This window comes from Mycobacterium kyorinense (assembly GCF_001672775.1).
GTDB lineage: Bacteria > Actinomycetota > Actinomycetes > Mycobacteriales > Mycobacteriaceae > Mycobacterium > Mycobacterium kyorinense_A.
The window spans coordinates 99,232-124,873 of sequence record NZ_LZKJ01000200.1; the positions used below are offsets into that span (position 1 = coordinate 99,232).

The window sequence follows — 25,642 nt, forward strand, 5'->3', positions numbered from 1 at the left end:
TAAGACTGATGACGCGCGCCGCCCAATCAGGACAGCGGCGCCGACCAGAACACGCTGGTGCCGCCACCGGGTGTCGAAGTGATCCGACACTCGCCGCCAATCTGCTCCGCCCGCCGCTGCATGTTCGTCAGCCCGCTGCGGCGCTGATTGTCCGGCGGGATGCCGCAGCCGTTGTCGAGGACCTCGATGCGCAACTGATGATTTACCAGGATGCGCACAGTCAACCGACGGGCCTGGGCATGGCGAACGGCGTTGCTGACAGCTTCGGTCACGACGGCGTCGGCGTGGTCGGCCAGATCGCCGGTGACCGCCCTCAGCGCTCCGGACATCTCCACTGTGGTGGTGAGGTCGCGGTCGTCGGTCAGCTCGGCGACTGTGTTCTGGATTCGGTCCCGAAAATCTGCGCCCGCCGCGCCGGCCGTATGCAACTTGAAGATCGTCGCTCGGATGTCCTCGATGGTGGCTTGCAAGTCGTCGACCGTACCCGTCAGCCGGTCCACAACCTCCGGGGAGCGCGCACGCGCGATGGTGCCCTGCAAATCCAATCCCGCGGCGAATAGCTTCTGGATGACATGATCGTGTAGGTCGTGCGCGATCCGCTCGCGGTCGGCGAGAATCTCCAGTTCGCGGGAGTCTTCGCGGCTCCTCGCCAGCGTCAGCGCAATTGCGGCATGTCTGGCGAAATCACTGACGAGTTCGAGATATTCGTGCTCGAATGGCGGCTTCTCCGCTTTGCGGGCGACGGCGATCACTCCGAGCACCGTGTCGTCCCCACAAAGCGGTATTACTATCGCCGAGCGTTCACCGAGGTCGGTGAATCCTTTGATGGGGTATCGGAATGAGGTTGTAATCAAAGGTGTGCCGCTCCGAACGACCCCGCCCATGGTGGACCTTTCCACCGGTATCGGCTGGCCAATCGCCTGCGGGTTGTACTGCCCTGCTATAGCGGCGACCATGAGGGTGTCGACTTCGTCTGGCGGAAGATCCGGCTCGGTCGGAACCACCAGTATTGCGTGCTCGGCATCGGACAATTCCATGGCTCGGTCCACGATCAGCTGCAGCGACTGGGTTTGTGGTTCCGCGGACAGCAACGCGGTCATGATCTCGCGGCTGGCCTTCATCCACTTCGCGGCTGTGCGTTCTCGCTCGAACAGCCGCGCATTGTCGATGGCGACGCCAGCTGCCGAGGCCAATGCTCGCGCCGCCATTTCTTCAGACTCCGAGAAAACGCGGCCCGGTTGATCGTCGCCCAAGTAGAGATTCCCGAAGACGATTTCGCGCACGCTGATCGGCACGCCGAGGAACGCCCGTATCGTCGGGCCGTCCGCGACGAGTCCGGCCGCATGGGGATGCGTCACTAGATCGTCGATCCGAAGGGCCTGGCCCAACTGCAGATCTCCGAGCCATCGTGCGGTGTCAGCACCAAGACCCTCGAGGATGAACGAGGTCACGGTGCCTTCGGACCCATACCTGCCAAGCGCCCCGCAAGGCGCGCCGGTGAGCTCCATCGCCGCGCGGACAATCCGATGCAATGTCACTTCGAGATCCAGATCAGAACCAAGCTCGCTAATGGTTCGCAGCAAAGATTCCATCTGGTCGCGGGCAGCCAGCAACTCGTCGAGTTGCTCGTGCATTCGGCGTACCAAGTCGCGTTGGCCCAGCTGTGCGAACGCGGATTCGCCCGCGCCACGCTCCATGACCGCAAAAATAGTCCCCGCAGCCTTGTCGCTGCACGAAAACCACGTATTTTGGACCGGCTGCGCGCACCATGGAGCGCATGGACAGCGCGGTAATCGATACCGCCGGGCTGCAGCAACTGGTGTCCGTCTTGATCGAGCGCGGATACCGAGTGGTAGGTCCGACGCTCTCGGACAACGCGATCGTGCTGGCAGAGCTGACTTCGGCAGACGATCTGCCAAAAGGTTGGGGAGTCGACGTAGCACCGGGGTATTACCGGCTCCGCCGTCGCGACGATGCCGCGCTGTTCGGGCACTCGGCCGGCCCGCAGTCCTGGAAGCAGTTCCTGCACCCGCCCAGGCAGCTGTTGTGGTCGTCGGATGGCACCGAACCCGACGAGCAGCCCCGGTATGCGTTCATTGGGGTGCGGGCGTGCGACCTGTCCGCGATCAAGATCCTCAACGGTGTGCTCGGGGTGGGCACACATCCCGACCAAGGCTTTGTCGGCCGGGTGCGGCGGATCTTCGTGGTGGCCGTCAACTGCACCGAGCCGGGCGGGCTGTGCTTCTGCGCATCGATGGGAACCGGACCCGAGGCGGGGCCTGGTTATGATCTCGCGCTCACCGAGCGCATCGAGGACGATGGCTGCCACTATGTGGTCGACGTCGGCACCGACGATGGCGCCGAGGTGTTGGCCGCCCTCTCCCATCGCGGCGCCGAGCAAGCCGAAATCGATTCGGCGCGATGCGATGTCAGCCAGGCAGCGGAACATATGGGCCGTCAGATGCCCGAGGGCGACCTGCGCGAGCTGTTGATCGTCTCCCGCGAATCATCCCGCTGGGAGAACGTCGCGGGCCGTTGCCTGACCTGTGGCAACTGCACCATGGTGTGTCCCACCTGCTTTTGCACCAGCACCGAGGACGTCACCGACCTGACCGACCAGCACGCCGAACGCTGGATGCAGTGGGCGTCGTGCTACGAATTCGACTTCACCTACACCCATCCCGACAGCGTGCGGCAATCGGGTGAATCGCGGTATCGACACTGGATCACCCACAAGCTCGGAACCTGGCACGACCAGTTCGGCAGCACCGGCTGTGTGGGCTGCGGCCGCTGTATCGCGTGGTGTCCCACTGGAATTGATATCACCGAGGAAATGAACGCACTCGCGGGGCTGGCCGATGATCGCTGGCAGGAAAGACCCGATGATGGGCGATGACTGAGGTCGCGGCTTGGCCGTCGGCGTCTTCGCCGATGGCGCCGGTCCCCCATTCCGTGCGCAGCCGGGTCGTCGAGAATTTCGAGTCGGCAACGATCCACCTGGAGCCGCTCGAACAACGCTTGGCGCCACCGACGCCAGGCCAGTTCATGATGTTGTACGCGTTCGGGGTCGGCGAGATCGCGATGTCCGTGAGCAGTGTTCCGTCCCATGCCGACGACACCCTCGGGCACACCATCCGATTGGTCGGAGCGGTTAGCCGCGCCCTCCACGACGCCGAGGTAGGCACGGTCGTCGGGGTGCGCGGGCCGTTCGGCACCGACTGGGGTCTGGAATCGTGCACCGGTCGCGACCTGGTGATCGTCGCAGGCGGCTGCGGACTGGCACCGCTGCGGCCGGTGATTGTGCAGGTGCTAGCCCAGCGGCACCGGTATGGGCGAGCCGTGCTGGTCGCCGGGGCGCGAACACCGCAGCATTTCCTGTTTCGTGACGCGGCAGCCGAGTGGGCGCAAAACCCGCTGCTGGAAGCTGAATTGACCGTCGACACCGCGGGACCCGAGTGGCCCTGGCAGGTTGGCTTGGTCACCGAACCGCTGCGTCGGCTGACATTGGATCCGGGGCGTACCACCGCGTTGATCTGCGGGCCGGAGGCGATGATGAGGTTCAGTGCCCAAGCGTTGCTCGACAACGGCATGGCGGCCCGCGATATCCGGGTCTCGCTGGAACGCAACATGCAGTGCGGGATCGGCTGGTGTGGCCACTGCCAGCTGGGCCCGCTGCTGCTGTGTCGCGACGGGCCGGTCGTGACCTACGACATCGCCGAACCGCTGCTGCGGATCAAGGAACTGTAGATGAGCCCACCGACATTGGCCGTTTGGAAGTTCGCTTCCTGCGACGGTTGTCAGCTGACCTTCCTGGACTGCGAAGACGAACTGCTCACGATCGCCGAGCAGGTGCAGATAAGCACCTTTCTGGAAGCCTCCAGCGCGGTCATCGGCGGACCCTACGACGTGTCGCTGGTGGAGGGTTCAATCACCACCCCTGCCGACGAGCGGCGCATCAGAGAGATTCGCGAACAGTCCAAGGTGCTGGTCACCATCGGGGCCTGCGCCACGGCCGGTGGTGTGCAGGCGCTGCGCAACTTCGCCGATGTCAAGGAATTCGCCTCCGTCGTCTACGCGCACCCCGACTACATCGCCACGCTGGCCACCTCGACTCCGGCGTCGGCGCACGTTACGGTCGACTACCAGTTGCAGGGCTGCCCGATCGACCGGGGCCAGCTGCTCGACACCCTTTGCGCGCTGCTGGTCGGCCGCAAACCACGGCTGCCCGCCAAGACGGTATGCACCGAATGCAAGATGCGTGGGGTGACCTGTGTGCTTGTCGCCGATGGCATTCCCTGCCTGGGTCCGGTGACGCACGCCGGATGCGGGGCGTTGTGCCCGTCGTATCACCGCGGCTGCTACGGCTGCTTCGGCCCCGCCGCCACACACAACTCCGCGGCGCTGATCCCGCTGCTGCACCGCGATGGAATGTCCAACGACGACGTCGAGCAGGTGTTCTCGACGTTCAATGTCACCAACTTCGCGGCGAAGCGAAACGACCAGTGAGCACTCGCACACTCAATGTCGGCGCGCTGACCCGCGTCGAAGGGGAAGGCGCCCTGCGAGTCAGGTTGACTGGCGGCGCCGTCGACTGCGCCGAGCTCAACATCTATGAGCCGCCCCGGTTTTTCGAGGCGTTCCTTCGTGGGCGCGCCTACACTGAGCCGCCGGACATCACCGCTCGGGTATGCGGTATCTGCCCGGTCGCCTACCAGGTCAGCGCTTGCAACGCCATCGAGTCGGCGTGCGGGGTGACGGTCGACCCAGAGCTGGTGGCGCTGCGGCGGCTACTGTACTGCGGCGAATGGATCCACAGCCACGTCCTGCACATCTATTTGCTGCATGCGCCGGACTTTCTGGGCTATCCGGATGCGATCAGCCTATCCAAGGAGCGCCGCGAGTTCGTCGAACGCGGACTGGCACTGAAGAAGGCTGGTAACCGACTGATGGAGCAGCTCGGCGGGCGGGCCATCCACCCGATCAACGTACGGTTGGGCGGGTTCTATTCGGTTCCTTCACGCGACGAGCTCAAACCACTGAGTGAGATATTGCGCCACGCGATGGACAATGCGCTCTACACCGTGCACGCCGTCGCCGAATTCGACTTCCCTGAACTCGAATTCGACCACGAAGTGCTCGCGTTGACGGACCCGAACCACTACGCCATCGAGAACGGGACTATCGCGCGCAGTGCTGGACCAGCCTTCCCCGTTGACCAATTCCTCGATCACGTGGCTGAGTCGCAGGTGCCGCACTCCACCGCCCTGCATGCCACCTTGGACGGTGGGCGCTACCTGACCGGCCCGATGGCACGCTACTCGCTGAATTCGACTGCACTGTCACCGATCGCCCGACAAGCCGCGGACGACGCCGGGTTGGGTGACGAATGTCGAAACCCGTTCCGCAGCATCATCGCTCGAGCGGTCGAGGTGGTATACGCACTCGAGGAGGCGCTGCGCATCATCGCCGAGTACCAACGACCGCCCCGACCATTCGTCGAGGTGCCCGCCCGGGCCGGCGTAGGGCATGGCGTCAGCGAGGCGCCACGCGGGTTGCTGTATCACCGCTATGAGATCGAAGACGACGGTCTGATCCGGGCGGTGACGATCATCCCGCCCACGTCCCAGAACCAGGCCGCCATCGAACACGACATGGCTGCGCTGGTAGCCGCCAACATGGCGTTGGACGATGACACGCTGACATCGTTGTGCGAGCGGGCGATTCGCAACTACGACCCCTGCATCTCGTGTTCAGCGCATTTCCTGACGTTGACGGTCGAGCGGCATTGATCGATACCGCCGTAGTCATCGGGATCGGCAATAGCTTCCGCCGCGATGACGGCGTGGGCCTCGCGGTTGCCGAACGAATCGCGCAATGCGGCATGCCAGGTGTGCGCGTGATGACCGCAACCGGCGAACCGGCGGCAGTGCTGGATGCCTGGAGCGGCGCCGCGCATGCCGTGGTGGTAGATGCGGCGGCCGGCCAGGATGCAACGCCCGGCCGTATCCGGCGTTGGTCGGCGGCCGATCTTCGCGTCGAAGCGGCAGTCAGCTCACACACGCTGGGATTGGCGCAGACCGCTGCGCTGGGTCGCGCCCTCGGCCGGATGCCGGGCGAATTGGTGGTGTTCACCATTGACGTCGCCGATACCGGGCACGGTGTCGGACTGACTCCGGCGGTCGCGGCCGCGGTACCCAAGGTGATCGACTCGATACTCGCCGTGCTCGACCGCCGCAAAGGCTGCTGACCCATCCAAGTCAGCTGAGGACCAAAGTCCCCAACGCGCTCGAACACCGCTGACCGTCCCGATTCCAACTTCTCGTCAGGGCCCAATGGCGCCGCGCAATGGACCAATGGCCCTGCCGCCGCCTGCTTTCACAGAGAACGATTGGTGATTGATAAAGAGCGGAGGTCGAGATGCCTGCCACCATGGTGGAAACCGAAATCATCAAAGGCGCCGTGCGGACAGCCTGTCGCGCCCCGTCGCTGCACAACAGTCAGCCGTGGCAGTGGACGCTGACCAGCATCGGTGAACTTCAGCTGTTCCTCGACTCCAGCCGTGTGTTGCCATCCGACCGGTCCGGCCGGGAGGCGGTCATCAGTTGCGGCGCGGCATTAGGCCACCTTCGGGTGGCGATGGCGGCGACCGGTTGGCAAGCCATCGTCGAGCGATTCCCTAACCCCAACAATCCCTACCATCTGGCATCCGTCCACTTTGTCCCGATGGACTTTGTGACCGACGGGCATCATCGTCGCGCGGGTGCGATCGGTGAGCGCCGCAGTGACCGGCTGCCGTTCGCGCCGCCAGCCAACTGGGAGTCGTTCGAACCGGTCCTGCGCAACGCAATCGACCGCGACGACGTGCGTCTCGACGTGCTGTCCGACGATGTGCGTTCACGATTGGCGCAGGCCTCGCAGTTCACCGAGTCGCTGCGGCTCTACGACTCGAACTATCACTCTGAATTAGCCCGGTGGACAGCACCGTTCGAGTTCTCCGAAGGCATTCCGTACAGTTCTCTGGTCTCGGTGGCCGAACGCGACCGGGTCGACGTCGGACGGGTATTCCCTGCCGCTCATCACCACGAACGGCGCACCGAAATTCCGGAAGACCACGCGACGGTGCTGGTGCTATCCACAGATACCGACACTCGCCGCGACGCGTTGGCAACCGGCGAAGTGCTATCCACCGTTTTGCTGGAATCCACGATGGCCGGCTTCGCCACCTGCCCGCTCACGCACTTCACCGAGCTGCGGGTTACCCGTGAAATCGTCGGGAGGCTCGTGGGCGACGACGACATAGTGCCCCAAATCCTGGTCCGCGTCGGGCTGGCCCCCACCGTGGAGCAAGCTCCACCGCCGACACCGCGGCGACCCCTCGCAGATGTCTTTCAGATAGCGAGCGATAGGAACTGAAATGCGTGATCCATACTCCTCGTGCCCATGCGTTGTTGTCGGCATCGACGGTTCACGCTCGGCGGTACAAGCCGCGATATGGGCCGTCGACGAGGCCATCGACCGCGATGTTCCCCTGCAGTTGTTATATGCAATCGAATCCGTCAGCAACGATCCCGACGACACCGCGGCCGAAGTCGCCTCCGCCGAGCGTGCGGTTCACAACGTCTTCACCACCATCGAATCGATGGGCAAGCCGGTCAAGCTGGAGTCCGAAATCGTGCATGCCCATCCGCGGACCGCGTTGCTGGAGGCCTCGAGGTCGGCAGCCATGGTCTGTCTTGGCTCTGCCGGCCTTGCACATGCCGTTGCGGGCCACATCGGATCTACCGCGTCGGCGGTGGCGGCTGGTGCGCACTGTCCGGTGGCCATCGTGCCGGCAAACCCCGCTGGACCTGGTTTGGTGCTCGCGGTCGTGGACGGATCGCCGGCCAGCAACACCGTTGTTGAGCGAAGTGTCGCAGAAGCGCTACTTCGAGCCTCGCCGCTGCGTGTTTTCAGTATGCGGCAGCCTCGGAGCGCCGACACGAGTGATGGTGTAGCCGATCGCAGCCAGCGGGTGAAAGCAGAGCTTGAGCACCGATTTACGCACTGGCGAAGAAACCATCCGAACCTCGACATCGAGCCAGTGGATGAGCACAGCAGTCTGCTCAACTATTTGGAGCATCTGCAAAGGAAGGCCACACCGGTCCAACTGGTTGTGGTAGGTCCCGTGCGGCCTGGTCCACTAGACGTCCTTTGGAGCCCGTCGGGACGCGCTGCGCTGGAAGCCGCCCATTGCGCTCTGATGATTTGCGACCGACAGTGGTGGTTATGAACCTCGATGACTCCGGTTTGTCCGCGACTGTCGGCCCGGTCAAGGTGTTCCTGGTTGACGACCACGAAGTTGTGCGGCGCGGTCTGATCGATCTGCTGAACGCCGATCACCAGCTGGAGGTTGTGGGCGAAGCCGGGTCGGTACGTGAGGCACTGGCGCGGATTCCCGCCGTGCGGCCGGATGTCGCCGTGCTGGATGTGCGGTTGCCCGACGGCAGCGGCATCGAACTTTGCCGCGATCTGTTGTCTGGAATACCGGACCTGCGCTGTCTGATGCTGACCTCGTGCAGTTCAGACGAGGCAATGCTCGATGCCATCCTGGCTGGTGCCAGCGGATACGTCATCAAAGACATCAAGGGCATGGAGTTGGCGAAGGCCGTCAAAGACGTCGGCGCCGGAAACTCGCTACTCGACAACCGTGCAGCGGCGGCGGTGATGGCTAGGCTTCGCGGCGAAGCACAGCCCGATCCGCTGTCGGGTCTCACCCAGCAGGAACGTGTGCTGCTAGGTCTCTTGGCCGAAGGGTCGACCAACAAACAGATCGCCGACCGGATGTTCCTCGCCGAGAAGACCGTAAAGAACTACGTGTCTCGGTTGCTGGCGAAGCTCGGAATGCAACGTAGAACCCAGGCAGCGGTGTTCGCATCTAAGCTTGACCGCCCGCGGCACGTCGACGAATAACACTCCCCGACCCGGGATGCTCGTTCCGCTGCGCTGCAAAAACTTCCCTTCGGTGCACCGAGTCCGTGTCGAGCTATTCGAACGGCCTGCCGTCCAGCCGAGTGACGACATCCGATAGCGGGCGACGCGGCGTGGCCGGTATCGGATCGGCGTCGGCCAGCGGCCAACCGATCCTCAGCAGCATCTGTGGGAATCCGCTGGTGCCGAAGACGTCGGCGCGCACCTCCTCGCGAATCTCGGCAATTTCCAGCGGTTCTGTGATCGGGCAACTTGCCAGCCCCGACGCGGTGGCGGCCAGCAACACCAGACTGGTGGCCTCTCCAGCGCGTAGTCGCGCCAGGGCGTCGTCATCACGGGTGCCTAGCGCCAGAACCACCGCATTGTCGAAGACAGTTGGCGCAGTGGATGTTTCATGTAAAGCCGGACCGACGAACACGCGTCGCGGGATCACCGCTGCTGGATCCGAGTGCGGTGTGTTGCGGGCCGGTACGCCGGCCCGAGAGGCGTAGCGACCGCTCCACGTGGATAATTCGTTCAGGTAGTCCAAGCTCTCGGCATGCCGCGCAGCTGCCTGAGCTACCAGCTCACTTAGATGAGTCAGTGCTTCCACCTTGCGCAGCATCACACCGGCGCGTGCAGCGCGAGCGCCCATCAATGCGACATCTTCTACGGAGACCGGCCGTGAACTGTAGTTCCGGCGATCGGTACGCCGACGCGGAATCGCTGCAGCCAGCTCGATATTGGCATCGGTCGACGGGTACGGTGCAAGCTCGATTACCGCGAGATGGTCGATGTAGTCAGGGTTGGGAAATCGGTGCACTCTGGCGAGCCAGCCCAGTGCGGCGAAAGCAATAACGCAATGATGCAAAGATAGCCCGCAGCTGATCATCAGGTCGCGTCCGTCTGGATCGGTGCTGCGCAGTTGCAAGTCATGATTGGCGTACAGGTGGATACTGTGATCACCGACCCGCCACCGCCATGGCTGCGTGTTGTGCACCGACGGTGCCTGGGTCGCCAACGTCAGGGCCGTCCGAATGGTCTCCGCACTCGGGAACGCCGCACTCATTCCTGTTTCCCCTTCTCAGATCGGCTTTCCTTAACCCTGTCGAAGCGAAGGCTGCCGCGTTAGGGGCCAAAGACCCATGGATGAAGGGACTTCGGAACCCCGCGGATTGATGGGCGCAGCAACACCCAGCTCTCGGGGCCTTATGGCCGTACGGTAGGTGACGAAAGGCTCCTGCCTCATGCTGGTGATCGCCCTAGCGTCGTGAATGAATGCTTCTACCCTGCCGACGCGAAGGAACGAATCATGCCATCTCCAATGCAGCGTCCGGGAATAGTCGTCGGGGTCGACGGCTCAGCCGCCTCTCAGGCTGCCGCCCGTTGGGCGGCGTCCGAGGCTTCGATGCACGACGCGCCGTTGACGCTCGTTCATGCGGTAGACGCCGCCCTATCGACGTGGCCGCACGGTCCAGTACCGAATTTTGAGGAATGGCTAGTACAGCGCGGGCGGCAATACTTGGATGAGGCGACGGGCATCGTCGAGGACACTCTTCGGTCAGCCGGGCGCGCAGAGGTCCAACGGCTCATGCTGTTTGCGGGCGCAGTCGTGACGCTCGTCGACCTTTCCAAAGAGGCCGAGATGATGGTGGTGGGATGCCGACGAGGCGGCGGTCTGGCCGGGAACCTGCTGGGGTCAGTCAGCTCCGGATTGGTTTATCACGCCCACTGCCCGGTCGTCGTCGTTCATGACGAACACCCACCGTCGCTAGATGCGCCAATACTGGTCGGCATCGACGGGTCTCCGGCCTCGGAATTGGCGACGGCGATCGCCTTCGACGAGGCGTCCAGGCGAGGCGTCGAGTTGATAGCGCTGCACGCCTGGAGCGACCGGGAAATCATCGAGCTGCCCGGCCTGGACTGGGCGATCGTCAAACAGCAGGAAGAGCTGAGTCTGGCCGAGCGACTTGCAGGCTGGCAGGAACGCTACCCCGATGTCAATGTTCGTCGCGTTGTAGTCTGCGATCAGCCTGCACATCAGCTCGTCGAGCAGTCAGCGGATGCCCAACTGGTGGTAGTCGGAAGTCATGGTCGCGGTGGTTTCGCAGGCATGCTGCTTGGTTCCGTCGCTGGCGCGGTCGTGCACTCGGCACGCGTACCCGTGATCGTGGCACGCGAGTCATAGAAGCCACGCACTGCCGATCGCCGAGCTCAAGCTCTTGTACAGCTAGATGCTAGCCTCCTCAATATACCTCAGCTGGACGCCGTACCTCACTAGATTAGTGAGGTACGGCTTTTAATTGAGGTATAGTGGGTAATCATGGCGCACCAGGAGAGGGTCGTCAGCGCGCTGGAAACCGTGCTTCGTACCGCGCTGCGCGCGCGCAGCGCTGACGGCCCAAACCGCGATCTGATCGTGACTTTGGACAATAAGGATCTTCTGGTCCGCTGGCTAACGGTCGGCTGGCCGCAGCAGGTCGAAGCGGCCCTGCACGATACGCCCAGACCCGACGTGATCGCCGCGCCGCGGATGTCACCGGGAGCGCGCACCGCTGCCAAGAAAGCCGGCGTCGGCTGGGTGGACGAATCCGGAGCAGCCGACATCGTCATCAGAGACGCCTCGGGGACGACGATCATCATCGAGACCAAGGGCAAGCCGCCGGTCCCACTCGACTCACGCGTCGGATGGAAGCCAGCCACGCTCGCCGTTTGCGAGGCAATCCTCTCGGAACGGGCAACCCCGACCGCCAACTCGGTTATCGAGGCCACCGGGATATCGATGGGCAGCGCGGTGACGGCGCTGAAATTCCTCGAGAAGGACGGCCATCTGGTCAGCTCTGCTGCCCGCGGTCCCAGCGCCGCGCGGCGCGTCGCTGATCGCGACGAGTTCCTCGACGCGTACGCGGCGGCGGCAGCGCGGCTACGGTCACCGATCTCCATCCGAGTCGGTGTTCTATGGCGAGACACGACCGTCGGCACCATCGAGACCGGTCAGTATTTAGAGGCGACCGGTATCGATTGGGCTGCCACAAGCGCACTTTCGGCGAGTGTGCTCGCGCCGGTGCAGACCGAGGTGGCTCCTTTGGAGATCTACGTGGCGGGCAAGACATGGAGTGATGTTCGCCGAGCCGCGCTCGCGGCTGGCCTGCAAGAGATGGACGGCGGCCGCCTGGTGCTCCGCCCGTTCCCCACACCGGCCGGGGCAAAACTCTCCGAGACGGTCGCCGACGGGTTCCGTTCCGTGCTGTGGCCTCGCGCGTATGCCGACCTGCGAATCAGCGGGGTGCGCGGCGAAGACGCGGCTGAACACTTACGTGAGGAGATGACGCTATGAATGACGACGTACAACCTCTCCGGACCGCCGCGGCCAGGAGAGCCGCTGAAGTGGCCCTCGTACGCGTGGTGCATCACTACGGGGGACGCCCAGAGTTTGTGCTTCTTGGGGGATTGGTACCTGCACTGCTCTGCTCGAACTCGACAAAGCGGCACGCGGGAACGTCCGACGTAGACGTTCAGGTCAACCTAGAGATCGCCGGTGGCTCAGTTCAAGCGGCGCGCTTGGAAGAGGCGTTGCTCAACACCGGGTTCGAGCCCGATGACGAACGGGTCTGGCGATGGGAGCTAAACGACGCTGAGGGTGTACGCGCCACAGTCAAGTTCGAGCTGCTGGCTGACCTCGACGACGAGCGGAACAATGCTACGGTCGAGTTCACCGGCTGCAAACATCTCGGCGCGGCGAACCTGCGCGGAACCGGATATGCCGCCCGAGACATCGTGATTCAGACGATCCGCGCAAACGACCACGGCACGCGCCGAGAGGCCGAAATCAACGTCACCGGACTGGCCGGGTTCCTGCTCGCGAAGGTGGCCGCGGCTCACGGCCGTCGCAAGGAAAAGGACTGGTACGACGTCGCGTTTGTGTTGTTGCACAACGACCACGGTGACGCCACTGCCGCAGCTGAGCGCGTCTTAGAGGTTTTCGGTCCGCCCACAGGCGAGATGCGGACCCAACTGCTCGATCTACAGGCAAATTTCGCCGATTCGTCCGCGCAGGGGTCTCTGGCGTACGTCAAGCAGTTTCTCGAGAACCACCCCGCCGAAGACGCTGAGATCGTGGCTGCCGACAGTCAGCTCGCGGCCGCCGCGTTCACCGGGCGCCTGCTGCGCTGACCCGCTGCATCCTGGGATCAGGATGCGTATTTCCCAGTTGCAGCCGTGGCGCATCAGCAGCACTTCGATACAGAGCGTTCCCGGCGAATACTTAATGTTGCGAATGTTCCCAACGTGTTCCCATCAAGCATGAAAACGGCCCCCGGAGAGTTCTCCGAGGGCCGTTTTACCTGGTAGCGGGGACAGGATTCGAACCTGCGACCTCTGGGTTATGAGCCCAGCGAGCTACCGAGCTGCTCCACCCCGCGACGGGTGAATACCAGGTTACCGAACCCTGTGGGGCCAGCCAAATCGCGGGGCGTGAGCGCGCGGCCGGATCTGGTCAGTGTGACGGCGGCTTCAGCCCGTATCGCTGTGCAATGTCGTCCATCCAGGCGGGCGACCCGTAGGTCAGTCCGTATTTGTCGGCGAGTTCGCCGAACTCGGGCAACTCGTGCAGCACCTTGCTGACCGGGTCGTTGGCGTGGTCAAGGAGCAACTCACCGAGTTCGCGGAAGTAATTCTCGAACCCGCCCGGGGTGATGATCTCGACGATGCGGCCCGGTTCGCTGCCGGCGTTCCACATGGCGTGCATCTGACCCCGCGGCTTGGTGATGTAGCCGCCAGGCCCGAGGACGACTTCACTGTCGTCGGAGCGGAAGCCGATCTCGCCTGCCAGCACGATCGAATGCTCATCCTCGCGCGTGTGCCGGTGCGCCGCGGTGAGCAAGCCGACTTCAAACGGGTGCTCGACAATCGACACCTCGCCGCCGTTGGTCTTGCCGGACAGCTTGAAGACCGCTCCAAAGCCAGGCAGGGCGACGTAATCGCCTTCCCCAGGCTGGACAACGGTGACTCCGATTTCGTTCGCGTCGGCCATCTGGTGTTCCTCCTTCTTCAGAACCCAACTGCGGGCAGTTCGGTCGCCATGTCGTGCTGAGGGGGCCAGAGCGGCTGCGGAACTTCGACACCGAACGGCTTGGTCCAACCGTTTCGGGATGAAACCTCGTGCACGGGATGCCGTTTGGCGACGCCCCATTTGCCGCGCGGGTAGCCGAGGGCCAGCATGGCCGACATCGTCCAGCCTTCCTCCACGGGCACGCCCAGTAGCTCGTTCACCTTGTCCTCGAAATTGCGGAGCACCATCGTCATGACGCCGCCGACGCCTTCGGCACGGGCAGCGAGCAACGCACTCCAGATCGCCGGGTAGATGTTGGCCCCGCCGAGGTCGTCGATGGCGAAGACGAAAACCAGCAGGGGAATTTCTTCGAAATGGTCGGCCAAGTAATCTCCCGAGCCTTTAATTCGGCGCATCGTCTCGGCGTGACCGGCTGGGTCGGCACCCGGCGCCGGCGCTACCATCGGTCCCGTCCCTGTTCCGAACTTCTCGTATTCGAGGGCGCGGGCCCGCCGGAACAGTTGGGCGAATTCCTGTTTGAGTTCCGGATCGTCAACGGCGACAAAGTGCCAGCGTTGGGTGTTAGCCCCATTGGGGGCGCGAACGGCTGCATCGAGGATGCGGGCCTGCGTGTCCAGCGGAACCGGATCAGGCCGCATCCGCCGCATCATCCTGGTGGTGTATAGCGCTTCGTAGATATCCATTTGTCTACTCCTTTCCACAATTCGTCGTGGCTCATTGTGCGGCGGTACACGGTTATCCGACGGCGCCGTTCCAGCCGTCTTTCCCACAGAATCTGACATGTGCTGCGGCCAGTCGAGCGGGTTGCTTGTTGCGCGATGTGAAGCTCGCGGAAAAGCTACTTGGCGTTGTTGAACTTGGTGATCGCGTCGTCGACTCGTTGCAGCGCAGCGCCGTAGGCGGCGAAGTCGCCCTTCTTCTGCGCGTCACGCGCCGCGCCGATCGCCGCTTGAATCTCCTTCAGCGCGGCCGACTTTGCCGGCGACAGCGGCGCGGCCGCGTTCGGCGCCGGCGGAGCCGCGGCGGCCGGCGGCTCCGACGCGGCCGGCAGAGAGTCTGCCGGCGGCTCCGTTCCCGGTGACGAGCTGGCAGGGGCGCCGCCGTCGGTGGGCGCGATCTCGGTCGCGGTGGCACCGGCGCCAGGCCCGAACAACCCCGTCAGTGCGTCGCTGACGGTCGGGCCGTACCCGATTTTGTCGTTGTACATCATCGCCACCCGGATCAGCCGCGGATACGACGAGGCGGCATCGCTGGCGCCCGGCGAGGCGTAAACCGGCTCGACGTAAAGCAACCCACCCTGGGCCACCGGCAGTGTCAGCAGATTGCCCCAGCGGATGCGGTTCTGGTTGTCGCGCCCGATGACCCCGAGGTCTTGGGACACCGCGGTGTCGGTGGTGATCGCGTTGTTAGCCAGCTTGGGTCCGTTGACCTGGCCGGGGATGGTCAGCACGGTGATCTTGCCGTAGGTCGCCGGATCGGAGCTGGCGCTGATGTAGGCGGCCAGATAGTCGCGCTTGAACCTGTTCATCGCGCTGGTCAGCTGATAGGAAGCTGAATTATCGCCCTTGGCAAGGTTTTTGGCGACGATGTAGTACGGCGGCTGATAGCTGCTGGCCGTCGGGTTCGGATCCAGCGGCACGTCCCAGAAATCGGACGTGGAGAAGAACGTCACCGGGTCGTTGACGTGGTACTTGGCCAGCAGCATCCGCTGCACCTTGAACAGATCCTCGGGGTAGCGCAAATGGTCGGCCAACTCCGGGGTGATGTCGCCCTTGGGCTTGACCGTGCCGGGGAAGACTTTCATCCACGCTTTGAGCACCGGGTCCTGCTCGTCCTGCTGATACAGCGTGACGGTTCCGTCGTAGGCATCGACGGTGGCCTTCACCGAGTTACGGATGTAGGAAACCCGTTTGTCGGGCAGCAGCCGGTTAAATGCAACCTCGTTGGAGTCGGCGGTGGCCGACGACAGCGACGTCAGCTCGGAATACGGGTAGTTGTCCAATGTGGTGTAGCCGTCGATGATCCACACCAGCCGCTTGTTGACGATCGCGGGGTATACCGCACTGTCGGTGGTCAGCCACGGCGCGACGGCCTCTACCCGCTCCGCGGGGTCGCGGTTGAACAGGATCTTGCTGTTGGAGCCGATCACGTTGGAGAACAAGAAGTTTCGCTCAGCGAACTTCGCGGCAAACACGCTGCGGGACAGCCAACTACCGATCGGCACACCACCACTGCCGGTGTAGGTGTAGTTCTTGGTTTCGGTGTTGGTTTCGTAATCGTATTCCCGGTCAGCGCCGCTGCGTCCGACGATCGCGTAGTCGGCGGGCGTGTTGGAGATGACCGGGCCGAAGTACACACGCGGTTGGTCCAATTGCGCCGGGCCGTCGGAGACCACACTGCCGTTGGCGCCGACGACGTTGACCAGAAATTCCGGATAGCCGCCGTTTTGGTTGGGGTCGTTGGCGATACCGCGAACAGTGTTCGCCGGGGAGGCGATGAACCCGTTGCCGTGGGTGTAGACGGTGTGCCGGTTGATCCAGTCGCGCTGGTTGTCGATCAGCCGGTCCGGGTTGAGTTCGCGTGCGGCGACCACATAGTCGCGCAGATTGCCGTCGTGGTCGACGTATCGGTCGATGGACAGTTGGTCGGGAAAGAAGTAGAAGTTCTTGCCCTGTTGGAATTGAGTGAACGCCGGGCTGACGATGGTCGGGTCGAGCAGCCGGATGTTGGATGTGGTGGCGCGATCGGAGGCCACCTGCTCGGCGGTCGCCCGGGCGTCGCCGCTGTAGTTGCGGTAGCTCACCACGTCGTCGGTCAGGCCGTACGCATGCCGGGTCGCGGTGATACTCCGGCTGATGTATTCGCTTTCCTTTTGCGCAGCATTGGGTTTGACGCTGATCTGCTCGATGATCAGCGGCCAGCCGGCCCCGACGATCAGCGACGACAACAGCAACAGCACCAGCCCGATCGCCGGAATTCGCAAATCTCGCAACACGATGGCGGAGAACACCGCAGCAGCGCAGATCAACGCGATCGCCAGCAGAATCAGCTTGGCGGGCAGCACCGCGTTGATGTCGGTGTACCCGGCGCCGGTGAACGGCTTACCCGCGCGGGTGTGCGACAGGAGTTCGTAGCGGTCCAGCCAGTAGGCGACCGCCTTGAGCAGCACCAGCACACCGACCAGGCTGACCAATTGGATTCGCGCCGAGCGGCTCAGCGCGCCGGTGCGCCCAGACAGCCGGATACCGCCGAAGATGTAGTGCGCCACCAGGTTCGCCAAGAACGCCAGGAACAGCGCCACAAACAGATAGCCGACCAGCAGCCGGTAGAACGGCAGGTCGAAGGCGTAGAAGCCAAGGTCCTTGCCGAATTGCGGGTCCTCGATTCCAAAGTCGCCGCCGTGCAAGAACAGCTGGATGCGTACCCAATACGTCTGTGCGATGACGCCGGCCAGCAGGCCGATCATCGCGGGGAGCCCGATGCCGATCACCCGCAACCGCGACATGACCACGGTGCGATACCGCGCCACCGGGTCGTTGCCGTTGCTGGGTACGAACACCGGTCGGGTGCGGTAGGCCGCGGCCAGTCCACCGAACACGATCCCGCCGACCAGTAGCCCCACCACCACGAACACCACCAGGCGGGTCACCAGCACGGTCGTGAATACCGACCGGTAGCCCAATTCGCCGAACCACAACCAGTCGACGTAGGCGTCGATCAGTCGTGGACCGACCAACAGCAGCACGATGACTGCCAGCGCGATGGCAATCAGAATCCGGCTGCGCCGAGTAAGCTTCGGCATTCTCGCGGTGGGCCGCATCCCCACTAGTTACGCTCCCTGGTCACCGTTGACTGTGGCGATCACAACTGTACGCATCGGCTCGTCTGCAGCCATTCCGGCCGCGTCGTCGCCGGGCTAGCAGGTCGGCGGCTGCCGGCCAGACGTCACCGCGTGCAGCGCATCCACCGCTTGCCCGAGGTTGTCGACCTTCACCAACTCCATTCCGGGCAGCTGGTCCGATCGTGCCTCGTAGCAGTTTTTGGCCGGCACCAAAAACACCGTCGCGCCGGCCGCGCGGGCGGCGATCATCTTGTGGACGATCCCACCGATGGGCCCCACTTTGCCTTCGGCGGTGATGGTGCCGGTGCCCGCGATGAACTTCGAGCCGGCCAGCTCACCGGTAGTGAGCTTGTCGACGACCGCCAGGCTGAACATCAGTCCCGCCGAGGGCCCACCCACGTTGGCCAGGTTGAAATCAACCGCGAACGGTGCCCACGGCGCGTCCAGGACCGAGACGCCCAGAAAGCCGTAGCCGCGATCGGGGTTGCTGCCCAGCGTGATCCGCGCGGTCCCGGGCGGCGCGTTTTTACGACGGAAGTCAATGGTGACCTCTTGACCGGCTTTGGTGTTCTTCAGCAGCGACGTGAACTGCTCGACCGTGGCGACCGGGGTGCCGTTGACCGCGTCGAGCGCATCGCCGGTCTGCAGCTTGCCCATCGACGGGCCCGGATCACTGACGGCCGCCACCGTGACCGCTTCCGGATACTTCAGATAGCCCAGGGCTGCGTAGGCGGCGCTGTCTTCGGATCGCTTGAAATCGGCGTTGTTGTCCTTGTCGATCTCGTCTCGGGACTTGCCGGGCGGATACACCAGGTCGCGCGGCACCAGTTGTTCTTGACCGGAAAGCCACAATGTCAGCGCCTCACCCAAGCTCAGGCCGTCGCGCTGCGACACCGTCGTCATGTTGAGATGACCCGACGTCGGATGCGTCTGGGTCCCCTGGATGTCGACCACCTGCTTGCCGTCGACCTCGCCGAGCGTGTCGAACGTGGGCCCTGGCCCCAATGACACGTACGGCACCGTCACCACCGCCAGCAGCACACCGAACGCCACGATCGGCACCAACGCGACGACCAGGGTCAGAATCCGCCTGTTCACGCCGCCTACCCTAATCTGACCAGGCTGTCCGACCCGCGCAAGCCGGGCCGCCCCGGCGTCGCGGCCAGTTCACTGAGAGCGTGACGTCCGAAGGCCCGCCGCGATTCACCGATGGGTACCGTTGGGGTCATGGCTGACCTGCCTTTCGGGTTTTCCGCCGGAGATGACCCTGACCGCGACAAGCGGGGAAAAGACGACGCCGGCTCGGCTGACCCGTCTGGTTTCGGCGGCGATTTCGACATGGCCGACCTGGGCCAGATCTTTACCCGGTTGGGGCAGATGTTCAGCGGCGCCGGCTCGGCCATGGCCTCCGGCAAGTCCGCCGGCCCGGTGAACTACGAGCTGGCCCGACAACTGGCGTCGAACTCGATCGGTTTCGTGGCGCCGATCCCGGCCTCGACCAACTCGGCGATCAGCGACGCGGTGCACCTCGCCGAGACCTGGTTGGACGGGGTGACCGCGTTGCCGGCCGGCACCGCCAAAGCCGTCGCCTGGAGCCCCAACGACTGGGTCGACAACACCCTGGAGACGTGGAAACGGTTGTGCGATCCGATGGCCCAGCAGATCGCCACGGTATGGGAGGCGGCGCTGCCCGAAGAGGCCAAAAGCATGGCCGGCCCTCTGCTGTCGATGATGTCGCAGATGGGCGGTATGGCGTTCGGCTCACAGCTGGGCCAGGCGCTGGGTCGGTTGTCCCGCGAGGTTCTGACCTCCACCGACATCGGTTTACCGTTGGGCCCCAAGGGAATTGCAGCCGTAATGCCGAACGCTGTGGAATCTTTTGCCGCCGGGCTCGAGCAGCCGCGTAGTGAGATCATGACGTTTTTGGCGGCCCGCGAAGCCGCCCATCATCGGCTGTTCAGTCACGTCCCGTGGCTGCCCAGTCAGCTGCTTGGCGCCGTGGAGGCTTATGCCAAGGGCATGAAAATTGATATGGCCGGAATCGAAGAGCTGGCAAGGGATTTCAACCCTGCGTCGTTGACTGACCCGACCGCCGTGGAAGAGCTACTGACGCAGGGCGTGTTCGAGCCCAAGGCAACACCGGAGCAGACGCAGGCACTCGAACGGCTGGAGACGCTGCTCGCCTTGATCGAGGGTTGGGTGCAGACCGTGGTGATGGCTGCGCTCGGTGACCGCCTTCCCGGCGCTGACGCGCTGGCCGAGACGCTGCGCCGGCGCCGGGCCACCGGCGGCCCCGCCGAGCAAACCTTCGCGACGCTGGTCGGCTTGGAACTGCGTCCCCGCAAGCTACGGGAAGCCGCCGTGCTGTGGGAACGCCTGACTCAGGCCGCCGGCGTGGACGCCCGCGACGGGGTTTGGCAACACCCCGATCTGCTGCCCGCGTCGGAAGACCTCGACGAGCCGGCCGGATTCATCGACCGAATCATCGGCGGCGATACGTCCGGTATCGACACTGCGATCAATCGGGCGATTACCGAATTCGAGCGTGGCGGCGATCCCGGTCCCGACGGACCTGTGGATAGCTGAGTCGGCGCGGCGCCCTCGCCGTGACACCCTGCCAAGCATGCCCCAGGGCCGACCTGCGCCGGTCGCGTCGCCGTTGTACGCATTGGACCCGGCGATGCCCGTCGTGGTGCGCCCGGACGGCGCCGTGCAGGTGGGGTGGGACCCGCGCCGCGCCGTGCTTGTGCAGCCCCCCGCCGGCCTGACCGCTGCCCAGCTGGCGACGCTGCTGCGGTCCATGCACACCCCGACGCCGATGAGCGCGCTGCACGATCAGGCACCCGCGGTGGGGGCCGAGCACCTTGCCGACCTCGTCGCGCAACTGGTCGAGGCCGGCGTGGTCAGCCGCAGCCCGCGCCCGCAGCCCGGGCGGTCCGCATCGATCCGGGTGCATGGGCGCGGGCCGTTGTCGGATCTGCTGCTCGAGGCGCTGCGCTGTTCGGGGGCCCGGATCAAGCACAGCAGCCAACCGCATGCGGTGGTGACCTCGGCCGGAGCCGACTTGGTCGTGCTGTCGGATTACCTGATCGCCGACCCCCGGCTGGTGCGCGAGTTGCACAGCCAGCGTGTCCCGCACCTCGCCGTGCGGGTGCGCGACGGCGCCGGGCTGGTCGGTCCGCTGGTCGTTCCCGGCGTTACGAGCTGTTTGGCCTGCGCCGATCTGCACCGCAGAGACCGCGACGCGGCGTGGCCCGCCGTCGCCGTGCAACTGCGCGACACCGTCGGCACGGCCGACCGCGCGACGCTGCTCGCGACGGCGGCGCTGGCGCTCAGCCAGGTCAACCGGGTGATCGGGGCGGTGCGCGGCTCAGATCCGGGGCCGCCGCCGGCATTCAACGCCACGCTGGAGTTCGACGTCCATGTCGGCTCGATAGTGGCGCGGCACTGGCCCCGGCACCCACTGTGTTCATGCTGACATCGGTTGTTGCCAGATCGATGCGGGCGGACCCCGGACCGTCATGGATGATGGGTGTGTGACAGACATCAAACGCGGCCGCGCGGCGCGTAACGCCAAGCTGGCCGGCCTGTCGGTCAACATCGCCGGCCGGACCGCGCTCGGCTTCGGGAAGCGCCTCACCGGCAAGTCGAGAGACGAAGTCAACGCCGAGCTGATGGAAAAAGCCGCCCACCAGCTGTTCACCGTGCTCGGTGAGCTCAAAGGCGGCGCGATGAAGGTCGGCCAGGCGCTGTCGGTGATGGAAGCCGCCATCCCCGAGCAGTTCGGCGAGCCCTACCGCGAAGCCCTGGCCAAGCTGCAGAAAGACGCACCGCCGCTGCCCGCCAACAAGGTGCACCGGGTGCTCGACGCGCAACTCGGCACCAAGTGGCGCTCTCGGTTCAGCTCTTTCGACGACAAGCCGATGGCCTCGGCCAGCATCGGTCAGGTGCACAAGGCGGTATGGGCCGACGGTCGCGAGGTGGCCGTCAAAATCCAGTACCCCGGTGCCGACGAGGCGCTGCGCGCCGACCTCAAGACCATGCAACGCATGGTCGGGGTGGTCAAACAGCTCGCGCCCGGCGTTGATGTGCAGGGCATCGTCGACGAGTTGATCGAGCGCACCGAGATGGAACTCGACTATCGGCTCGAGGCCGACAATCAACGGCTGTTCGCCAAGGCCTACCAGGATGACCCGCATTTCGTGGTGCCGCACGTGGTGGCCAGTGCGCCCAAGGTGGTGATCCAGGAGTGGATCAACGGCATCCCGATGGGGGAAATCATCCGCAACGGCACCGTCGAGCAGCGCGACCTGATGGGTACCCGGCTGGCCGCGTTCACCTTCGAGGCGCCACGCCGCCTCGAGGTCATCCACGGCGACGCCCACCCCGGCAACTTCATGCTGCTGCCCGACAACCGGATGGGCGTCATCGATTTCGGCGCGGTGGCGCCGCTTCCTGGCGGCTTTCCCATCGAGCTGGGGATGACGATTCGGCTGGCCCGCGAAAAGAACTACGACCTGCTGTTGCCGACGATGGAGAAGGCCGGCTTCATCCAGAAGGGTCAGCAGGTGTCGGTGCGCGACATCGACGACATGCTTCGCCAATACGTCGAGCCCGTCGAGGTCGACGTCTTTCACTACAATCGCAAATGGCTGCAGAGGATGACCGTCGGCCAGATCGACCGGTCGGTGGCGCAGATCAGGACCGCGCGCCAGCTCGACCTGCCGGCCAAGTTGGCGATCCCGATGCGGGTGATCGCCTCGGTCGGCGCGATCCTGTGCCAGTTGGACGCGCATGTGCCGATGAAGGCGCTGACCGAAGAGTTGGTCCCGGGCTTCACCGAGCCCGACGCCGCGATGGTCTGACGCATCCGCGAGAGTGCAACCACCGACACTGCCTCTCGACCGATGCGTCGGTAGCTGCACTCTCGCGGACCTAGGCGGCCGCGACGGCGTCCTTGCGTGGCCGCCCGCGCGGACGCTTACGGTTGACGACGCTGCCGCGGTCGAGGATTTCACCGCCCCACACACCCCACGGCTCGGCCCGCTGCAACGCCGCGGCCAGGCACTCGTTGCGGATCGGGCAATCGACGCAGAGCGCCTTGGCGCGCTCCAGGTCGGCCGGGCTGTCGGCGAACCACAAGTCGGGATCGCCGACATGACACGGCAACTCCGGCAGCTTCTCGTCGCAGACTGTCTGGGTCGACATGTCCTGGTCACCTGCTTCCTGGTCTGATAGCGGTCTTTGCGAGATCCGGACCAGGTGGCGGGTGGGCGCCCCGAAAAAGATGGCCACGGATCTGGTTTCAGTCCGTGGCCGTCGGGGTTCCTAGAAACCTAGGTAGAGCCCCGATCCACGGACGCGGCGGCGGCGGCGCGATGACGCAGCGCAGCCAATACGGCCGCCGCGGCAGCATGGCGGGAGCCAGCGCCGGTCAGGCGTACGCCGAACGCGTTCATGGTGATCATCGGGGCTCCCTCCTTTCGTGCTGCATGCGCATCGGAAACTGCGGCTGAGAGGTTAAATCGTAGCAGCTGAACGGGGCAACCGATTTTCTGACCTCGGGTTTTAGTGGCGACTGCGCACCAGTTCCAGCACGTCGGGCCCGAACTGTTCCAACTTGCGGGCACCGATACCCGGTATCGCGACCAGCGCCGCGTCGTCGCTCGGCAGCATCTCGGCAATGGCGATCAGCGTGTTGTCGGTGAACACGACATAGGCAGGCACGTTGAGCTCCTTGGCCGTGCGCAGCCGCCAGTCCTTGAGCCGCAGCAACAGCGCGTCGTCGATATCGGCGGCGCAGGTTTCGCAGCGGCGCAACATGATGGCCGCAGGCGTAGTGAGCAGGTTGTTGCAGACTCGGCAGCGCGACGCGGTCCCCCGGTTGCGCCGCGGCTTACTGGGCGCGGAATCCGGCCGGGTCTGCGGGGCGATGCCGCTGAGGAACCGCGACGGCTTACGGCCACCCCGCCCACCCGGCGTTCGGGACAAGGCCCAGCTGAGCGCCAAATGGATCCGCGCTCGGGTGACGCCGACGTAGAACAGTCGGCGTTCCTCCTCCACGGGTTCGCTGTCGGGGCCGTGCGCCAGCGCGTGTGAGATTGGCAGCGTGCCATCGGCCAGCCCGACCAGAAAGACCGCGTCCCACTCCAGGCCCTTGGCAGCATGCAGCGACGCCAACGTGACGCCTTGGACCACCGGCGGGTGGCGGGCGTCGGCGCGTAGTCGAAGCTCGGCCACCAGACCGGGCAGGTCCAGCTGCGGCCGGTGCGCCGCCTCCTCATCGACCAACTCGGCCAACGCCGTCAGCGCCTCCCAGCGTTCCCGCGCCCGGGTACCGGTCGGTGGTTGCGCGGTCAGTCCGAGCGGCTCGAGCAGCTCCCGCACCACGTCGGGCAGCGGCGATCGCAAGCGCGGCGGAGCCGGGCGCAGCGGGTCGCCGCCATCGGGCAGCAGCACATCGGGTTGTGACCCGTCAGCACCGCGGGCGGCCGCTCGCTGGATCACCAGCAGGGCTTGCCGGATCTCTTGGCGGCTGAAGAATCCCTCGCCGCCGCGCACCTGGTAGGGAATGTTGGCTTCGGTCAGCGCCTCCTCGTAGACCTCGGACTGGGCGTTGATCCGGTAGAGCACCGCGATCTCGGCCGGCGCGGTGCCGGCGGCGATGAGCCGGGTGATCGACTTGGCCACTGCAGCGGCCTCGGCGACTTCGTCGGAATATTCGGCAAACGACGGCTCCGGGCCCGGGTCACGCTGGCCGACCAGGTGCAGCTTGCTGCCGGCGACCCGGCCGCGGGCGGCGGCGATCACCCGGTTGGCCAGCGACACCACCTGCGGGGTGGACCGGTAGTCGCGTTCCAGGCGCACCACCGTGGCGTCGGGGAACCGTCGGGAGAAGTCCAGCAGGTATCGCGGGGAGGCCCCGGTGAACGAGTAGATGGTCTGGTTGGCGTCGCCGACGACGGTCAGGTCATCGCGCTCGCCCAGCCACGCCGAAAGCACCCGCTGCTGCAACGGCGTGACGTCCTGGTATTCGTCGACGACAAAGCAGCGGTACCGTTCGCGGAACTCCTCGGCCACTGCGGCGTCGTTTTCGATCGCGGCCGCGGTGTGCAGCAACAAGTCGTCAAAATCGAGCAGGGCCACGCCGTCACCGCGGGCCTTGAGCGCCTCGTAGCCGGCGTACACGGCGGCGACCCGCGCCGCGTCCAGCGGTATGTCGCGGCCTTCCGCGCCCACCACCTCCGGATACTGCTCCGGGGAGATCAGCGACGCCTTGGCCCACTCGATTTCGCCGGCCAGGTCCCGCACGTCGTCGGTGCTCACCTGCAGCCCGGCGCTGGTCGCCGCGCGCGCGACGATGGCGAATTTGCTGTCCAGCAGCTGCCAGCCGGTATCGCCGACCACCCGCGGCCAGAAGTAGCGCAGCTGGCGGTGCGCGGCCGCGTGGAAGGTCAGCGCCTGCACTGCGCTCACGCCGGGCCCACTCTGGGCGGCGGCGGCAAGCCCGCGGAGCCGGCCGCGCATCTCGCCGGCCGCGCGCTGGGTGAACGTCACCGCCAGCACCTGTCCGGCAGAGACGTGTTCGGCGGCGACGAGTTGGGCGATGCGGTGGGTGATGGTGCGGGTTTTGCCGGTTCCGGCGCCGGCCAGCACGCAGACCGGGCCACGCGGCGCCAACACAGCCTCGCGCTGCTCGTCGTCGAGATCGGCAAGCAAAGCGTCTGCGATCACCGGCATGGCGTCCATCTTGGCAGCGCCGGCCGACAAACCCCGCGGATCGC

The 25,642-nt window shown here is 65.0% G+C and carries 23 protein-coding genes and 1 tRNA gene; 14 read left to right on the plus strand and 10 right to left on the minus strand.

Features of this window, described 5'->3' with window-relative positions; genetic code table 11:
* Positions 1-26: 26 nt before the first annotated feature.
* A complete protein-coding gene (locus A5707_RS22155) occupies positions 27-1,697 on the minus strand; it encodes a GAF domain-containing sensor histidine kinase (RefSeq protein ID WP_082969625.1) in 1,671 nt (556 codons plus the stop codon).
* 80 nt (positions 1,698-1,777) lie between these two features.
* On the opposite strand from A5707_RS22155, the gene A5707_RS22160 reads away from it, so the two are divergent.
* The 8 genes from A5707_RS22160 (at position 1,778) to A5707_RS22195 (ending at position 8,949) form a co-directional block, all read left to right on the plus strand.
* Positions 1,778-2,896 carry a 4Fe-4S dicluster domain-containing protein gene (locus tag A5707_RS22160; protein ID WP_065016576.1) on the plus strand — a complete coding sequence of 373 codons (1,119 nt, stop codon included), beginning with the start codon at positions 1,778-1,780 and terminating at the stop codon, positions 2,894-2,896.
* Positions 2,893-3,747 carry an FAD/NAD(P)-binding protein gene (locus tag A5707_RS22165; protein WP_065016577.1) on the plus strand — a complete coding sequence of 285 codons (855 nt, stop codon included), beginning with the start codon at positions 2,893-2,895 and terminating at the stop codon, positions 3,745-3,747. The genes A5707_RS22160 and A5707_RS22165 overlap by 4 nt, the downstream gene beginning before the upstream one ends.
* Positions 3,748-4,506: an oxidoreductase gene (locus tag A5707_RS22170; protein ID WP_065016578.1), complete on the plus strand. Its 759-nt coding sequence runs from the start codon at positions 3,748-3,750 to the stop codon at positions 4,504-4,506.
* Positions 4,503-5,789, plus strand: a complete 1,287-nt coding sequence (locus A5707_RS22175; RefSeq protein WP_065016579.1) for a Ni/Fe hydrogenase subunit alpha — start codon at positions 4,503-4,505, stop codon at positions 5,787-5,789. The genes A5707_RS22170 and A5707_RS22175 overlap by 4 nt, the downstream gene beginning before the upstream one ends.
* Complete coding sequence (locus A5707_RS22180) at positions 5,747-6,247, plus strand: hydrogenase maturation protease (protein WP_331713175.1); 501 nt, start codon at positions 5,747-5,749, stop codon at positions 6,245-6,247. Before A5707_RS22175 ends, A5707_RS22180 begins: the two co-directional genes overlap by 43 nt.
* Positions 6,248-6,417: 170 nt before the next feature.
* The gene (locus A5707_RS22185) at positions 6,418-7,413 is read left to right on the plus strand and encodes an Acg family FMN-binding oxidoreductase (protein ID WP_065016580.1); all 996 of its coding nucleotides are present in this window, start codon (positions 6,418-6,420) and stop codon (positions 7,411-7,413) included.
* A 1-nt stretch (position 7,414) separates the two neighbouring features.
* Positions 7,415-8,269 (plus strand): universal stress protein, encoded by an 855-nt coding sequence (locus tag A5707_RS22190; RefSeq protein WP_065016581.1) that lies wholly within the window; start codon positions 7,415-7,417, stop codon positions 8,267-8,269.
* Positions 8,266-8,949, plus strand: coding sequence for a response regulator (locus A5707_RS22195; RefSeq protein ID WP_065016582.1), 684 nt, complete (start codon positions 8,266-8,268; stop codon positions 8,947-8,949). The genes A5707_RS22190 and A5707_RS22195 overlap by 4 nt, the downstream gene beginning before the upstream one ends.
* A gap of 73 nt (positions 8,950-9,022) precedes the next feature.
* Here A5707_RS22195 and A5707_RS22200 read toward each other — a convergent pair whose 3' ends face one another.
* Positions 9,023-10,015, minus strand: coding sequence for an Acg family FMN-binding oxidoreductase (locus A5707_RS22200; RefSeq protein ID WP_065016583.1), 993 nt, complete (start codon positions 10,013-10,015; stop codon positions 9,023-9,025).
* 243 nt (positions 10,016-10,258) lie between these two features.
* Between A5707_RS22200 and A5707_RS22205 the strand changes: the two genes are divergently transcribed.
* From A5707_RS22205 to A5707_RS22215, 3 genes are all read left to right on the plus strand, one after another.
* The gene (locus A5707_RS22205) at positions 10,259-11,134 is read left to right on the plus strand and encodes a universal stress protein (protein ID WP_065016655.1); all 876 of its coding nucleotides are present in this window, start codon (positions 10,259-10,261) and stop codon (positions 11,132-11,134) included.
* 135 nt (positions 11,135-11,269) lie between these two features.
* A complete protein-coding gene (locus A5707_RS22210; protein ID WP_065016584.1) occupies positions 11,270-12,283 on the plus strand; it encodes a hypothetical protein in 1,014 nt (337 codons plus the stop codon).
* A 50-nt stretch (positions 12,284-12,333) separates the two neighbouring features.
* Positions 12,334-13,119 (plus strand): nucleotidyl transferase AbiEii/AbiGii toxin family protein, encoded by a 786-nt coding sequence (locus A5707_RS22215; RefSeq protein ID WP_197495404.1) that lies wholly within the window; start codon positions 12,334-12,336, stop codon positions 13,117-13,119.
* A 171-nt stretch (positions 13,120-13,290) separates the two neighbouring features.
* Here A5707_RS22215 and A5707_RS22220 read toward each other — a convergent pair.
* The 5 genes from A5707_RS22220 to A5707_RS22240 form a co-directional block, all read right to left on the minus strand.
* Positions 13,291-13,367 (minus strand) — tRNA-Met (locus A5707_RS22220).
* Between the two features lie 74 nt (positions 13,368-13,441).
* A complete protein-coding gene (locus A5707_RS22225) occupies positions 13,442-13,978 on the minus strand; it encodes a cupin domain-containing protein (protein ID WP_065016586.1) in 537 nt (178 codons plus the stop codon).
* 17 nt (positions 13,979-13,995) lie between these two features.
* Entirely contained in the window at positions 13,996-14,700 is a 705-nt protein-coding gene (locus A5707_RS22230; RefSeq protein WP_065016587.1) for a nitroreductase family protein, read from the minus strand.
* 155 nt (positions 14,701-14,855) lie between these two features.
* Positions 14,856-17,843 carry a UPF0182 family protein gene (locus tag A5707_RS22235; protein ID WP_065016588.1) on the minus strand — a complete coding sequence of 996 codons (2,988 nt, stop codon included), beginning with the start codon at positions 17,841-17,843 and terminating at the stop codon, positions 14,856-14,858.
* A 90-nt stretch (positions 17,844-17,933) separates the two neighbouring features.
* Entirely contained in the window at positions 17,934-18,956 is a 1,023-nt protein-coding gene (locus A5707_RS22240; RefSeq protein ID WP_065016589.1) for a PDZ domain-containing protein, read from the minus strand.
* A gap of 111 nt (positions 18,957-19,067) precedes the next feature.
* On the opposite strand from A5707_RS22240, the gene A5707_RS22245 reads away from it, so the two are divergent.
* Genes A5707_RS22245 through A5707_RS22255 form a run of 3 tightly spaced genes read left to right on the plus strand, consistent with a single transcriptional unit; the run spans position 19,068 to position 22,723 of the window.
* Positions 19,068-20,444 carry a zinc-dependent metalloprotease gene (locus tag A5707_RS22245; protein WP_197495405.1) on the plus strand — a complete coding sequence of 459 codons (1,377 nt, stop codon included), beginning with the start codon at positions 19,068-19,070 and terminating at the stop codon, positions 20,442-20,444.
* 37 nt (positions 20,445-20,481) lie between these two features.
* The gene (locus A5707_RS22250; RefSeq protein ID WP_065016591.1) at positions 20,482-21,336 is read left to right on the plus strand and encodes a cyclodehydratase; all 855 of its coding nucleotides are present in this window, start codon (positions 20,482-20,484) and stop codon (positions 21,334-21,336) included.
* A 43-nt stretch (positions 21,337-21,379) separates the two neighbouring features.
* Positions 21,380-22,723 (plus strand): ABC1 kinase family protein, encoded by a 1,344-nt coding sequence (locus A5707_RS22255; RefSeq protein ID WP_065016592.1) that lies wholly within the window; start codon positions 21,380-21,382, stop codon positions 22,721-22,723.
* Positions 22,724-22,793: 70 nt separating this feature from the next.
* Here A5707_RS22255 and A5707_RS22260 read toward each other — a convergent pair whose 3' ends face one another.
* The 3 genes from A5707_RS22260 to A5707_RS22265 form a co-directional block, all read right to left on the minus strand.
* A complete protein-coding gene (locus tag A5707_RS22260) occupies positions 22,794-23,066 on the minus strand; it encodes a WhiB family transcriptional regulator (RefSeq protein ID WP_065016656.1) in 273 nt (90 codons plus the stop codon).
* A 128-nt stretch (positions 23,067-23,194) separates the two neighbouring features.
* Positions 23,195-23,326, minus strand: a complete 132-nt coding sequence (locus A5707_RS24810) for a hypothetical protein (RefSeq protein WP_269455162.1) — start codon at positions 23,324-23,326, stop codon at positions 23,195-23,197.
* Positions 23,327-23,426: 100 nt separating this feature from the next.
* Positions 23,427-25,598, minus strand: a complete 2,172-nt coding sequence (locus tag A5707_RS22265; protein WP_197495406.1) for an ATP-dependent DNA helicase UvrD2 — start codon at positions 25,596-25,598, stop codon at positions 23,427-23,429.
* Positions 25,599-25,642: the final 44 nt, after the last annotated feature.